Origin of the sequence: Tenacibaculum sp. 190524A02b (assembly GCF_964036645.1) — a bacterium.
In the GTDB taxonomy this organism is placed as follows: domain Bacteria; phylum Bacteroidota; class Bacteroidia; order Flavobacteriales; family Flavobacteriaceae; genus Polaribacter; species Polaribacter vairaonense.
On sequence record NZ_OZ038525.1, the window covers coordinates 1,439,620 to 1,454,254 of the forward strand.

Sequence of the window (14,635 nt, forward strand, 5' to 3'; positions counted from 1 at the left end):
CCATGTTAGAAAATGTCGCAGAAAGTACATTCAGAGAAGTATCACTTGAGAAAGGTTTTTTTGTTTTAAAATTCCAAAATAACTCCTCAAAAACAGAGGTTTACAAACGAGACATTAATACATCTTATATTCAATTACATTATTGTGTAAAAGGAAATTGCAAATTTCATTTTAACAACAATAATTATACTTTTAATGTATTAGATAAGCATTCTATTTTTTTATACAACCCCCAACAGAGTTTACCTATTAATTTGGAAATTTTACCTAAGACATGGTTAATATCAGTAATAATTTCTATCGAAAAATTTCACTCTCTTTTTTCAAAAGAAGCAGGCTACATTCCTTTTTTAAGTGAAAACAATAAAAATAAAAAGTATTATGACAATACACCTATTAACAATAATGTATTGATTGTATTACAACAAATTTTTGCTGCAAAAAATCATAGTTCTATTCGTGATTTATATGTAAAAGGTAAAACATATGAATTATTAAGCTTACATTTTGATAGTGGCGAAAACACAAATGATGAATATTGTCCGTTTTTAGTAGATGATAAAGAAGTTTTAAAAATTAGAAAAGCTAAAGATATTATTATTTCTAAAATGACCGAGCCTCCAAGTTTGCAAGAACTAGCTAATGAAGTTGGGTTAAATTTGAAAAAGCTTAAAGAAGGTTTTAAACAAATATATGGTGATACTGTATATAGTTTTTTATTTGATTATAAAATGGAAGAAGCTCGTAAATTACTAGAGAGTAATCAATATAATGTTAATGAAGTTGGGCTTCAAGTTGGATACAGTACATCAAGTCATTTTATTGCTGCTTTTAAAAAGAAGTTTGGAACTACACCAAAACAATACATAATCAACCTAAATCAGTAGTTATACTTATATGAAACAACTTACGCATTATGATATAGAAAATCCGCAAGAAACATTTCCTATAACTATTGTTTGTGACGCTATACGGACACCTGAAAATATAGGTATGTGCTTTAGAATAGCAGAAAGTTTTGGAGTTTCTAAAATATACTTACACGAAAGCTCTCCCTCATTAGATAACAGGATTGTAAAAAAAACTGCTAGAAATACAATTAATCAAATTAAAAAAGAAAGTTATGATAATTTTCCTGCTATTATTGAGAAATTGAAAAATGAAGGAAATACAATTATTGGTATTGAAATAACCGATAAAAGCATAAACATTAATAATTACGATTTTAAAGCTCACCAAAAAATTGTATTACTTTTGGGAAGCGAAAGGCATGGGGTTTCTGATGTAAATTTAGCCGACACTACCATAGCTATACCTATGTATGGAAGGAATTCATCTATGAATGTTGTTCATAGCCTAGCAATTACCTTATACGAAGTAACTAATCAATTAATAGAAATTAACAAATAAACATACACACATTAGATGAAAGGAGTTTTGTTAGTAAACCTTGGGTCTCCAGATAGCACTGACCCAAAAGATGTAAAAAAATATTTAGGAGAATTCTTAATGGATGAACGTGTGATTGATGTTCCATTATGGCTACGTACCTTTATTGTAAAAGGTATTATACTCAATACGCGTCCTAAAAAATCTGCTGAGGCTTATCAAAAAATATGGTGGAAAGAAGGATCTCCTTTAATTGTTTTATCTGAACGCTTGCAGAATAAAGTACAAGCTAAAACTGATTTACCAGTGGCTTTAGCTATGCGTTATGGAAAACCTTCTATAAAATCTGGTTTACAAGAATTATACGCTAAAGGTGTAAAAGATGTTTTACTTGTTCCTCTATACCCTCAGTTTGCTATGGCTACTACAGAAACCATTTTAGTTTTAGCGGAAGAGTTACGTAAAAAACATTTCCCTGATATGAAAATTACGGATATACCTGCTTTTTACAACAAACCAGAATACATAAAAGCCCTATCAAATAGTATAAAGGATTATTTAAGTGATAAAGATTATGATCACTTATTATTCTCCTATCATGGTGTTCCTGAACGTCATATTAGAAAGTCTGACATTACCAAATCACATTGTAAAATTGACGGAAGTTGCTGTAATACGCCTTCAAAAGCTCATGAGTTCTGCTATAGACACCAGTGTTATCAAACTACAAAAAATGTGGTTAAAGAATTAGGCTTGGACGAAACTAAAGTATCGACTTCTTTTCAGTCTCGTTTAGGTGTTGATCCTTGGTTACAACCTTACACCGATAGAACTATAGTTAATAAAGCTGAAAAGGAAGGCATCAAAAAACTGGCAATCGTTACTCCTGCTTTTGTTTCTGACTGTTTAGAAACTTTAGAAGAGATTGCCATGGAAGGCAAACATGAATTTATAGAAGCTGGTGGAGAAGCTTTCTATACGGTTCCTTGTATTAATGACAATGAAGAATGGGTCAATGTTTTGAGTGGTTGGATTCATGAATTTAACAATTAACCATGGATTTCTTATACATAAAAGCCCTACATATTATATTTGTAGTTACTTGGTTTGCGGGTTTATTTTATATTGTTAGATTATTTATCTATCATGTAGAAGCTGAAAAAAAAGAAGAACCTGCTAAAGAAATACTACAAACACAGTACAAGTTAATGGAAAAACGTTTATGGTACATTATCACTTGGCCTTCGGCTATACTTGCTAGTTTCTTTGCTTTTTGGATGCTTTACAAAAACCCTATTTATTTAGAAATGCCGTGGATGCACGTAAAGCTATCTTTTGTTCTAGCTTTGTATTTCTATCACGCCGCTTGTCATAAAATATTTAAACAATTGCAAAATAATATTATTAAATATTCTGCTTTAAAACTTAGAATATGGAATGAGGTAGCTACTATTATACTCTTTGCTGTTGTATTTTTAGTGGTATTGCAAAATGCTATTAATTGGATTTGGGGCGTAATAGGCATTGTACTAGTTTCGCTTTTACTAATGTTTAGTGTAAAACTTTATAAAAAAATACGTGCACAAAAAAGTTGGGACAAATACGAGAAACAATTGTTAGACGAAGACAAAAAATCAACTAACAAACAATAATAGTTAGTGAGACTAGTTTAGTAAATACAATTTATTTTAACCCCGAAATCTCATGAAAAAACTATTTTTTTTATTAATCTCAGTATCCATTATCACTTCGTGCTCTAAAGACGAAAACACTCAACCCCAAAAACAAACTGAAAACTCTGATTCCATTGTTGGTATATGGACACTTCAAAAAAATAACGGCTTTGAAGTTAATGATTGTGAAAAGAAAAGTACCTACACTATTAAAAATGACAATACATATACTTATAACCAGTTTACTGTAACTAATAGCAACTGTACAGAATCTACTAAAAATTTTCAAAAAGGAGAATGGAAAAACAATAATAACGGAACCTATTATTTTAAACGTCATGGTTTCACTTCTGGAGGTGACATCCCTATTAAATTTGAAAACAATAATGAAACAATGATCATTGGACGTTTTACCTGGATAAAGAAATAGTTTTCTAACCAACTATAGATATTAAAAGCACTATTTTTTATTAAAATTTAGTGTTTTTATTTTACCCTTTAATACTTTGAATAAAAGGGATTCTGTTTATTATACTTCTGCCTAATGTAACTTCATCTGCAAATTGAAGTTCATCTCCTACAGAAATACCTCTTGCAATTGTAGATGTTTTAACATTATACTGTTCAACTTGTTTATAAATATAAAAGTTGGTTGTATCTCCCTCCATAGTTGAGCTCAAAGCAAATATCAATTCTTTTATTTCTCCATTTTTTACTTTATCCACTAAAGATTCAATTTGTAAGTTTTGTGGCCCTATCCCTTCAATTGGTGATATTTTACCTCCCAAGACATGGTACAATCCTTTGTATTGTGCCGTATTTTCTATTGCCATTACATCTCTAATATCTTCCACTACACAAACTATTTCTTCATTTCTATTGGGGTTTGCACATATATCACACAATAAAGTATCAGAAATATTATGGCATTTTCTACATGACTTTACTTCATTTCTTAATGTTGAAAGTGCTTCTGTTAAATATTTTGTATGCTCATTAGGCTGTTTTAATAAATGTAATACTAACCTTAATGCAGTTCGTTTACCAATACCAGGCAGTCTACTCACCTCATTAACCGCATTCTCTAATAATTTTGAAGAAAAATCCATAGATCGCAAAATTACAAATTGTTAAGCGGTTTAAGCCTTTTAAAAATAATAATCTATTAGTATTTTTTATTTTAAAGAGATTATTATTAAAGCTTCCATAATAGTAAATTAACATCTACTTATTACCTCTTTTTTAACATTCAATTACATTGATCACTAATATTAAACCAAACTATTATGAAAAAAATCAAACTTTTTTTAACACTACTTAGTTGTATTTTTCTTCTAACTTATTGTTCTAAAAATGAACAGGTTTTTAAAAACCCAACTTTAATTACTCAATCAGAAGAAGTAATTATTACAAATGATTCGGAACTGAATTCATTACTACGAGAAGCTAACCTTTTTACTCATTCACTAACACTTAAAGAGAAAATGAATTTCCTAAGCAATCATATAGTAGCTAACTTACCTAAAAACACAAATAAAAGCATGCTAAAAGCTTCAGATGAAATTATCTGTGTTGCACAAGTTTTTGATGGAACCCAGTACTTTACTCAAGTTAAAACTGGTACTTCTAATCAATCAATTTATGCTAGTAAAAGGAAATCTTGGCAAACCCCGCCTGTATTTGCTGGAGTTAATGCTAACATCTACAAAAACAGAGGAATGTATCAGGAAGTATAGATAAAAGTGAACCTTGCACTCCAGAAGCCCCTCCTATTTATGGAGTAGAGTATTATGCTAGTGCTGTGGCTAGATATACTCCTAGCAATAATTATTATACTTATGCCAATTATGACTGTCAGGCTTTTGATTAATTAGCAATAATATTTCACAATAAAAAAGTCTCATTAAATGAGACTTTTTTGTTATGTATATTAGTTTATCTTTAACTAGACCTTAAACTAACTTTCTAGCATTCTTAACTTTTTGCTTAGTAAGGGCTATTTCAACAACCTCACTCATTTCAGTTACAAAATGAAATTTTAAGCCTTTTAAATAACTTTGTTTAATTTCTTCAATATCTTTTCTATTATCTTCACATAAAATTATTTCCTTAATATTGGCTCTTTTAGCTGCCAATATTTTTTCTTTTATTCCTCCAACTGGTAGCACCTTACCTCTTAATGTAATTTCACCTGTCATTGCTATTTTATTTTTCACCTTACGTTGCGTAAACAATGACACTAATGACGTTAACATAGTGATTCCTGCACTTGGACCATCTTTTGGCGTAGCTCCTTCAGGTACATGAATATGAACATCGTGCTTATCCAAAACTTCAGGTTTTATCCCAAACTCTTCTGCATTTGCTTTAATATACTTCATAGCAATTGTAGAAGACTCTTTCATTACAGTTCCTAAATTACCTGTTATAGAAAGTACTCCTTTTCCTTTAGATAAAATAGATTCTATAAACAAAATATCTCCTCCAACACTTGTCCATGCCAAACCTGTAACAACACCAGCAGTATCATTATTTTCATACTTATCTCGTTCTAGGCGAGCAGGTCCTAATATAGTTTCAATATCATCTTCAGTTAGAGCTATATTATACGCTTCTTCCATAGCTATTGATTTAGCTGCATAGCGTACTACTTTTGCTACCTGTTTTTCTAAACCTCTAACACCAGATTCTCTCGTATACCCCTCTACTATTTTTTCAATTTGTGCCTTCCCTAACTTTAAATGTTCTTCATTTAAACCATGTTCTTTTAATTGTTTTGGCAACAAATATTTTTTAGCTATTTCTATCTTCTCTTCAATCGTATAACCAGTCACATTAATGATTTCCATACGATCTCTAAGCGCCCAAGGAATTTGTTGTAAGTTATTTGCAGTTGCTATAAATAATACTTTAGATAAATCATAACCTACCTCTAAGTAATTATCATAAAACTCCGTATTTTGTTCTGGGTCTAACACTTCTAACATTGCTGAAGAAGGATCACCCTGATGGCTTTGTCCTAATTTATCTATCTCATCTAATACAAACACAGGATTAGAAGTACCTGATTTTTTAATATTTTGAATCAAACGCCCAGGCATTGCTCCAATATACGTTTTTCTATGCCCTCTTATTTCTGCTTCATCTCTTAAACCTCCTAAAGACATACGAACATACTTACGACCTAAAGCTTCTGCTATAGATTTCCCTAAAGATGTTTTACCAACTCCTGGTGGTCCATATAAACATATAATAGGTGACTTCATGTCGCCTCGAAGCTTCAATACAGCTAAGTGCTCTATAATACGTTCCTTAACCTTTTCTAACCCAAAATGGTCTCTATCTAATATTTTTTGTGCCTTTTTTAAATCGAATTTATCTTCAGAATACTCTCCCCATGGCAACTCCAACATTAACTCTAAATAGTTACGCTGCACTCCATATTCAGCCATTTGTGGATTCATTCTCTTCAATCTACTCAACTCTTTTTCAAAAGTTTCAGCTACTTCTTTATTCCATTTTTTATTTTTTGACTTAGATCGCATTTCCTCTAACTCTTGGTCATGGGAAACTCCTCCAAGTTCATCTTGAATGGTTTTTAATTGTTGATGTAAATAATACTCTCTCTGTTGTTTATCTAAATCTGAACGTGTTTTAGATTGAATATCATTTCTTAATTGTAATTTTTGAAGCTCTTTATCTAAATTTTTTAAAGTTAAAAGCGCACGCTCCTTTAAACTATCTTTCTCTAGTAAAACTTGCTTTTGTGAAACACTTAACTCCATATTAGATGAAATAAAGTTCACCAAAAATGAATTTGATTGAATGTTTTTGATAGCAAACGAAGCCTCAGATGGCAGCATTGGATTTTCTTTAATAACCTCCAAGGCCAAATCTTTTATAGAATCTATTATAGCATCAAATTCCTTCTGATCATCTATATCTCTTTCATCCTTTGCCTCAGAAACTTTTGCCTTTAAGTAAGGAATTTCTTGAGTTACTTCATCTATTTCAAATCGTTTCTTACCTTGAATTATTACTGTTGTATTTCCATCAGGCATTTTTAATACACGCAAAATTTGCGCTACAACTCCTGTAGTATGAATATCATCTATAGTAGGATCTTCTACTTCAGCATTTTTTTGTGCAACTACACCTACTACCTTATCTCCTTTATTAGCATCCTTTATTAATTGGATAGATTTATCTCTCCCTGCAGTAATTGGAATTACCACACCTGGAAATAACACTGTATTTCTTAACGGCAAAATGGGTAATTCACTAGGAATCTCTTCTTTATTCATATTTTCTTCATCTTCAGGTGTTAATAAAGGAATTAACTCTGAATTTTCATTAAAGACATCTTGAAGCGACAAACTGTCTAAATGTATTATTTTTGATTTACTCATAATCTTATATAATCTGTCATATTGGCATTTTACATTGTATCTTTATTGACTTAAAACACCTCAAAAACACATAACCAACTACAAAACAAATAGTTATTACTAGGTTACTTGTTTTCTTACAACTCATAGTTCAATTCTTATGCCAAGCAAGGTAATGTTATTCATTTACAGTTGTAACATTTTTTACCATCAATCGTCTAAAAAAATAACCTGTATCAAGTTCTATAAAGATATTTAACCAAAACTTATGAAAGCGCAATCTTTACTCTTTTTTCTTTTCTATTTATTATACGCTTGTAATTCTAAGCAAAACTCTACAGAGTTTATAAATGATGCATCTGGAAGATATTATTTCAATGCTGATGAAATTATTGAAGTCTATTTTGAAGAAAAAGTACTTCATTTAAAATGGAGAGGTCAAGATACCAAGCCTTTAAAAGTTAACGATAGTACTTTTTATGTTAAGGCTATAAATGAAAAATTAATTTTTCTTACTAAAGAACATAAAATTATTCTGGCTAACAAAAAGGAACATGAGGGTAAGGAATATATTTTTAACAAATTAATGAAAGGAGAAAAAACCCCTAGCGAACATCTTTCAGAGGGTAACTACGAATTGGCATTAAACGGGTATCTCAAAATTAAAAAAAATGATAGCTTAAGTCCTATAATTGAAGAAAGAAATCTTAACAGCTTAGGATATAAATGTATCAAGAATAAAAACTATAATAAAGCTATTGAAATTTTTAAAATAAATACTGTTTTATATCCAAAAAGCTCCAATACTTATGATAGCTTAGGTGATAGCTATTTAGCCGTAAAAGACACTACAAAAGCTATTGAATGTTTCAAAAAGGCACTATCCATTAATCCAGAAAATAGAAGTTCAAAAAGAAAGTTTAACAAACTCACTAAAATAAAAAAAGAACATAAACAACTGTAAAACAAACAATAAACCCACTATAAAATTGACTTTAATCTAAAAAAACAGTATATTACTCTATCACAAAAATCAAAAGAAGTATGAGTAATAATTTTTTAAAGGTGATAGTCTTTATAATTAGTTTTACTTTTATAAACTCTATCAAATGTATTGCACAAAATGAAGTAGATTCCATATCTATTAGAAAAGTTCTAAAAAAAGAAAAACCTACTACTCTTCAACCTGAAAGAGAGCATAGAAAAAAAGACTATAAAAGTATAAGAAGAAAAATTGTTAGTGATAAAATAGCTGCAAAAAAGAAGAGGAATGAAGAGCTAATGAAAATTAGAAAAGAGAGAACTGAACAAAAAAGAAAAAGAATAGCTTTAAAGAAAAAGTTAATTAAAGAGAAAAAAGCGTTAAGAAAAAAGAAGTTAGAGGAAGCTAGAAAAAAGAAACTTAGAAAACAAAAAGAAAAAGCTTAAAAGAAATAAGTAAATAAACCTACCAAGCATTTTACCTTTTATACTTGTAAAAGTTTTCCTATTTAAAGAAAAAAACTACTACATTAATATTAAAGCTGCAATACCAATAAAGACTATTATTTGCGCCCATTTAAGGTAAATCCCTATTTTTTTATTCTGCTTTAGATATGTAGAAATACTTCCTGCTAAAATAGCAATAGAAGAAAAGACTATAAAAGATACAACTATAAACAAGCCTCCTAAAACATAAAATTGTATAATAGTGTTTATCGTTTTTGAAAATAGAAATTGAGGGAAAAAAGCTAGAAAAAATATTGTTACCTTAGGGTTTAGTACATTCATCCAAAAACCAGTTTTAAATAACTGTATAGGAGTTTTTTGTTCTATATCTTCAGTAGAAAAAGCAATTTCTGGATTACTTTGATATACTTTATATGCCAAATACAATAAATATGCAGCCCCTAATAACTTGATAGTAAAAAATAAATTTTCATTTCTATTAATTATTTCAGAAACTCCAAAAGCGACTAGAGTTGTATGAATAATACACCCTGTCATTAAACCGGCAACAGTTGCTAACCCATATTTTTTACCATTTACTATGCTTTGAGTAAGTACAAAAATATTATCTGGTCCTGGTGAAATTGACAATGTTAATGTGGCTAATACAAAGGAAGCTAGAGTTTCTATCATTTAGTTTTATAATTTTAATATAGTTTTTACCTCTTTTAATTTATCTTTAAATAGTTTTTCCGTTAGAGTTATATTATAAAAAGGAACCATTTCCTTTAATTTTTCTTTCCCTCCTTTAGCCTCTATGAGTTCTGGAAAAGCTTTTTCTATAACTGACAACATTATAGAAGTAGCTGTTGACGCACCTGGTGAAGCGCCTAATAAACAAGTAATACTTCCATCTTTACTACTAATAACCTCTGTTCCAAACTGTAGTTTTCCTCCTTCAAATTCATTATTTTTAATAATTTGAACTCTTTGTCCAGCTTTCACCACTTTCCAATCTTCATCTTTAGCGTTTTTCATAAACTTTCGTAACGAATTCATTCTTTCTTCTTTCCCCATTAGCACTTGTTCTATCAAATATTGGGTTAAGGGTAAATTATGCCAAAAAGCACCTAACATTGAAGGAATATTATCAAAGTTAATTGATTTTAATAAATCTAAATTAGAACCTTCTTTTAAAAACTTAGGGCTAAAACCTGCAAAAGGACCAAACATTAATTGTTGTTCTCCATCAATATAACGAGTATCTAAATGTGGTGTTGACATTGGAGGATCACCTATTCCAGCTTTACTATATACTTTGGCATTATGTTTTGAAATAATTTCTTTATTAGTACATACTAGCCATTCACCACTTACAGGGAAACCTCCATAACCTTCTTTTTCTTCTATTTCTACCTTTTGTAACAAAAGTAAACTCCCTCCACCTGCACCTATAAACACATGCTTCGCTTCTACATTTTCCTTTTTTCCTGTTTTTTTATTTTTAAATTCAACAGTCCAATCTAACTCTGGATCTGGATCTACATCCAAGACCTCATAATTACAATGAACAGGCGTATCAAACTCCTCTGCTAAAATCTTAAATAGTTTTTCTGTTAAAGCTCCAAAATTCACCTCAGTACCTCTATCGATTCTGGAAGCTGCCATCACTTCATTTTCTTCTCTATTTTGAGCTATTAAAGGAAACCATTCCTTCATTTTTTGCACATCAGTAGTAAACTCAATAGTATCAAACATAAAGTGCTCTTTAAAAGCTTTATATCTCTTTTCTAGATACTCAGAATTTTCTTTTCCAAACACCCAACTATGATGTTTTACTGGCATTACAAAATTTTTTGGCTCTTCTATTAAACCATTTTTCACCAAATAAGCCCAAAATTGTTTAGATACTTCAAATTGCTGGCATATTTTAATTGCTTTGTCAATATTTATAGCTCCATCTTTATTTTCGGGGCAATAGTTTAATTCACACAATGCTGAATGTCCTGTACCAGCATTGTTCCATGCTTTAGAACTTTCACTTGCAACTGATTCTAATTTTTCTAAAATTAAAATATCTAATTTAGGGTTGAGTAATTTCACCAATAAAGCCAGATTAGCACTCATAATACCTCCTCCAACACAAATTAAATCGTATTCTTTTTTAAAATTACTCATACTAGACTTTTTTAAAAGCGATTATTGCCTAGCTAATATAGCTTTATTTATTCTCTTTACTAAACTTGGTCCTTCATAAATGAAACCAGTATATATCTGAACTAAATCTGCTCCTGCCTCTATTTTTTCAATAGCATCTTTTTCAGAATGAATACCTCCAACCCCTATAATTGGAAAAGCTTTTTGTGAATTATCCGCTAAATACTTTATAATGCGAGTGCTTCTATCTTTAATTGGCTGACCACTTAATCCTCCATTCCCTATATTTTCAAGTGTATCCTTACTCGCTTTTAAACCTTCTCTATTCACAGAAGTATTAGAGGCTATTACACCATCAATCTTTGTTTCGGCAACCAAACCTATAATTTCATCCAATTGCTGATTGTTTAAATCTGGAGCTATCTTTAACAATATTGGTTTCGGATTTTGTTCTTGGTTATTTATCTTTTGTACTTCAGTTATTAATTCTTTTAAATAATCTGCATCTTCCAACTTTGCATGACTACTTACATTTGGGCAACTTACATTTAAAACAAAGTAATCTACATAAGGATGTAACCCTTTAAAACAGGTCAAATAATCTTGGGTATAACCTTCTGGAGAAGTGTTTGTATTTTTACCAATATTCCCTCCTATTATAATTTTACCTTTATTCTTTTTTAGTTGCGTTATTGCTGCTTCTAAACCTTCATTATTAAATCCCATTCGGTTTATTATGCCTTTATCATCTTTTAATCTAAAAAGACGTTGCTTTGGATTACCAACTTGACCTTTTGGGGTTACTGTTCCTATTTCTACAAATCCAAAACCAAAATCTGCTAATTCATTGTACAAAACCGCATTTTTGTCAAATCCTGCTGCTAAACCTACTGGATTTTTAAAAGTTAATCCAAATAAATTTCTTTCTAATTTTTTATCATTCACATGATATAAATTTCTAAAAATAAAAGAAAACAAAGGTATTTTAGATAAAAATTTAACCAATGAAAATGTGAAATAATGAATTTTTTCTGGATCAAAAAGAAAAAATATAGGACGAATTATTGATTTATACATTTGTGTTATTTATATAATTTTAGTTGTGTTATTTATTAGGTATAAAAAAACTCCATAAAAATGGAGTTTTTAACTTATCTTAATACAGCATCTAAATTCTTTTCAAAAGTTTGCTGTAGCTTTTGCATTATTTTATCTATTTGTTTGTCTGCTAATGTTTTGTTTTCATCTTGTAATACAAAACTCACAGCATATGATTTTTTCCCTTCTGGTAATTTATCTCCCTCGTAAACATCAAACAAATCAACTTCTTTTAAAAGCTTTCTTTCTGATTGAAATGCTAGGTTATACAGTTCTTTAAACTCTGTTTTATTATCTAATAAAAGTGCTAAATCACGTTTTACCGCTGGATACTTTGGCAAATCACTCACTTTTATTTTCTTTTTACCAACTACTTCTAAAATATTTTTCCAATTAAAATCAGCAAATAACACTTCTTGCTTAATTGAAAATTCTTTTAAAATACTTCTTTTAACAACTCCAAATTCAACAAGTTTTATTTTACCTAAGCTAAACACTAGGCCTTCTGAAAACACATCTGTTTTTACTGGAGAAGACTTTAAAGACGAAACACCTAATCTTTCTAATATAGAAGTAATAACACCTTTTAAATAAAAGAAATCTGAAGTTCCAGCAGCTACTTTCCAACTATCTTTTACTTTACTTCCAGTAACAAACAATGTTAAATGTTTATCTTCTTGGTAACCGCTTTCATATTTGTGATAGGTTTTACCAAACTCATAAAATTTTAGTGAATTTTGTTTTCTATTAATATTATAGGCTACACTTTCTAAACCACTAAATAGTAATGACTGACGCATTACTTTTAAATCATTACTTAACGGATTAAGCATTTCTACATTATAATCAGGATTTAAATTTTCTGATAACGCAATATAATCGGCTTTTGTTAGTGAATTAGCCATGGTTTCATTAAAACCTAAAGCGGTTAGTTGCTCAGCAACAACATTCTCTACTTTTATTTCTTTATTATTATCAAAAGATATAGAAGTATTTAACTTATGTGAAAACTCAATATTATTGTAACCATACACACGTAAAATTTCCTCTATAATATCAGCTTCTCTTTGAACATCTACTCTATACGAAGGTATTGTTAATCCTAAACCTGCTTCGGTAGCACTGTTTATTTTAATATCTAAAGAAGCTAAAATATTTTTAATCGTTTCTTTAGGTATTTCTTGACCTATTAACCTGTAAGTATTTTCAAAAGATAAAAATACTTGGAAATCATCTACTTTTTCAGGGTAAAAATCTAAAACATCTGAAGACATTTTTCCTCCTGCATACTCCTCTATTAATAACGCTGCTCTTTTTAAAGCATACTTTGTCATGTTTATATCAATACCTCTTTCAAAACGGAAAGAAGCGTCCGTATTTAAACCATGACGTTTAGCTGTTTTACGAATAGAAACTGGATTAAAATAAGCACTCTCTAAAAAGATAGTTGTTGTATGTTCCGTAACTCCTGAATTCAAACCACCAAATACACCTCCAATACATAAAGGATTGTCATCTACATCACAAATCATTATATCTTCTGCAGACAATTCTCTTTCTACTTCATCTAATGTTGTAAACTTCGTTCCTTCTGCTAAGTTTTTTACAACTACTTTATTTCCTTTTATCTTTAAAGCATCAAAAGCATGTAATGGCTGACCTAACTCATGTAAAACATAGTTTGTTATGTCTACAATATTATTTTTAGGGGTTAATCCAATTGCTTTTAATCTATTCTGAATCCATTCTGGTGAGTCTTTTACTTCTACATCAGTAATTGTTATCCCACAATATCTTGGAACCAACTCTTTATTATCGACCTCTATATCTACTTTAAAAGTTCTTTCATCTACATGAAAATCAGACACTGAAGGAGATATTAACTCTAAACTTGTTCCTTGCTGAATTAATCCTGCTCTTAAATCACGTGCAACACCAAAATGACTCATGGCATCTGCTCTATTAGGTGTTAAACCAATTTCAAAAACGTAATCAATTTCAATATTAAAAACATCAGCACATGGAGTTCCTGGAGTTAACTTCTCATCAAGAATCATAATTCCATCATGTCCCTTACCTAAACCTAGTTCATCCTCAGCACATATCATTCCATGACTTTCTTCTCCTCTTATCTTACCTTTTTTTATCTTAAAGCCTTCACCTTTTTCATCATACAACATAGTACCAATAGTAGCCACAGGAACTTTTTGACCAGCATCTACATTAGGAGCTCCACAAACTATTTGAACTGGAGCCTCACCTCCTAAATTAACAGTAGTTACTTTTAACTTATCAGCATTAGGGTGCTTTACACATGTCAAAACTTCCCCAACTACAACTCCACTAAGGCTTCCTTTAATACTTTCCACCTTTTCAATTCCTTCTACTTCAAGTCCAAGGTCAGTTAATAACTCTCCTGTTTTTTCTACTTCCCAATCAATTTGTAAAAATTGTCTTAACCAATTGTATGATATCTTCATTTTTTAATATCTGATTTAGCCT

At 30.1% G+C, this 14,635-nt stretch carries 14 protein-coding genes; 8 read left to right on the top strand and 6 right to left on the bottom strand.

The window, feature by feature from the left end; genetic code table 11:
- The first annotated feature begins 2 nt into the window (after nt 1–2).
- The 5 genes from ABNT65_RS05700 to ABNT65_RS05720 are packed head-to-tail and all read left to right on the top strand — an operon-like array spanning nt 3 to nt 3,492.
- Complete coding sequence (locus tag ABNT65_RS05700; RefSeq protein ID WP_348739238.1) at nt 3–887, top strand: AraC family transcriptional regulator; 885 nt, start codon at nt 3–5, stop codon at nt 885–887.
- A gap of 10 nt (nt 888–897) precedes the next feature.
- Entirely contained in the window at nt 898–1,410 is a 513-nt protein-coding gene (locus ABNT65_RS05705; protein ID WP_348747396.1) for a TrmH family RNA methyltransferase, read from the top strand.
- A gap of 15 nt (nt 1,411–1,425) precedes the next feature.
- Nucleotides 1,426–2,442, top strand: coding sequence for a ferrochelatase (hemH, locus tag ABNT65_RS05710; RefSeq protein WP_348747397.1), 1,017 nt, complete (start codon nt 1,426–1,428; stop codon nt 2,440–2,442).
- Nucleotides 2,443–2,444: 2 nt separating this feature from the next.
- The gene (locus tag ABNT65_RS05715) at nt 2,445–3,041 is read left to right on the top strand and encodes a CopD family protein (protein ID WP_348739241.1); all 597 of its coding nucleotides are present in this window, start codon (nt 2,445–2,447) and stop codon (nt 3,039–3,041) included.
- A 52-nt stretch (nt 3,042–3,093) separates the two neighbouring features.
- A complete protein-coding gene (locus ABNT65_RS05720; protein ID WP_348747398.1) occupies nt 3,094–3,492 on the top strand; it encodes a lipocalin family protein in 399 nt (132 codons plus the stop codon).
- Between the two features lie 61 nt (nt 3,493–3,553).
- Here the strand turns inward: ABNT65_RS05720 and recR are convergent, their stop codons facing one another.
- Nucleotides 3,554–4,171: a recombination mediator RecR gene (gene recR / locus ABNT65_RS05725; protein ID WP_348706150.1), complete on the bottom strand. Its 618-nt coding sequence runs from the start codon at nt 4,169–4,171 to the stop codon at nt 3,554–3,556.
- A gap of 177 nt (nt 4,172–4,348) precedes the next feature.
- Here recR and ABNT65_RS05730 point away from each other — a divergent pair, with 177 nt between their 5' ends.
- Nucleotides 4,349–4,798: a hypothetical protein gene (locus ABNT65_RS05730; protein ID WP_348747399.1), complete on the top strand. Its 450-nt coding sequence runs from the start codon at nt 4,349–4,351 to the stop codon at nt 4,796–4,798.
- Between the two features lie 216 nt (nt 4,799–5,014).
- Here ABNT65_RS05730 and lon read toward each other — a convergent pair whose 3' ends face one another.
- Nucleotides 5,015–7,471: an endopeptidase La gene (gene lon, locus ABNT65_RS05735; protein ID WP_348706146.1), complete on the bottom strand. Its 2,457-nt coding sequence runs from the start codon at nt 7,469–7,471 to the stop codon at nt 5,015–5,017.
- Nucleotides 7,472–7,718: 247 nt separating this feature from the next.
- Here lon and ABNT65_RS05740 point away from each other — a divergent pair, with 247 nt between their 5' ends.
- On the top strand, nt 7,719–8,414 hold the full coding sequence (locus ABNT65_RS05740) for a tetratricopeptide repeat protein (RefSeq protein WP_348747400.1): 696 nt from the start codon (nt 7,719–7,721) through the stop codon (nt 8,412–8,414).
- A gap of 80 nt (nt 8,415–8,494) precedes the next feature.
- Entirely contained in the window at nt 8,495–8,878 is a 384-nt protein-coding gene (locus tag ABNT65_RS05745) for a hypothetical protein (RefSeq protein ID WP_348747401.1), read from the top strand.
- Between the two features lie 78 nt (nt 8,879–8,956).
- Here ABNT65_RS05745 and ABNT65_RS05750 read toward each other — a convergent pair whose 3' ends face one another.
- From ABNT65_RS05750 to pheT, 4 genes are all read right to left on the bottom strand, one after another.
- Nucleotides 8,957–9,571 carry a LysE family translocator gene (locus ABNT65_RS05750; protein ID WP_348706140.1) on the bottom strand — a complete coding sequence of 205 codons (615 nt, stop codon included), beginning with the start codon at nt 9,569–9,571 and terminating at the stop codon, nt 8,957–8,959.
- A gap of 6 nt (nt 9,572–9,577) precedes the next feature.
- Nucleotides 9,578–11,056 (bottom strand): malate dehydrogenase (quinone), encoded by a 1,479-nt coding sequence (mqo, locus tag ABNT65_RS05755; RefSeq protein ID WP_348747402.1) that lies wholly within the window; start codon nt 11,054–11,056, stop codon nt 9,578–9,580.
- Between the two features lie 21 nt (nt 11,057–11,077).
- Entirely contained in the window at nt 11,078–12,112 is a 1,035-nt protein-coding gene (locus ABNT65_RS05760; RefSeq protein WP_348747403.1) for a quinone-dependent dihydroorotate dehydrogenase, read from the bottom strand.
- Nucleotides 12,113–12,186: 74 nt separating this feature from the next.
- Nucleotides 12,187–14,613 carry a phenylalanine--tRNA ligase subunit beta gene (gene pheT / locus ABNT65_RS05765; RefSeq protein WP_348706135.1) on the bottom strand — a complete coding sequence of 809 codons (2,427 nt, stop codon included), beginning with the start codon at nt 14,611–14,613 and terminating at the stop codon, nt 12,187–12,189.
- Between the last annotated feature and the right edge of the window lie 22 nt (nt 14,614–14,635).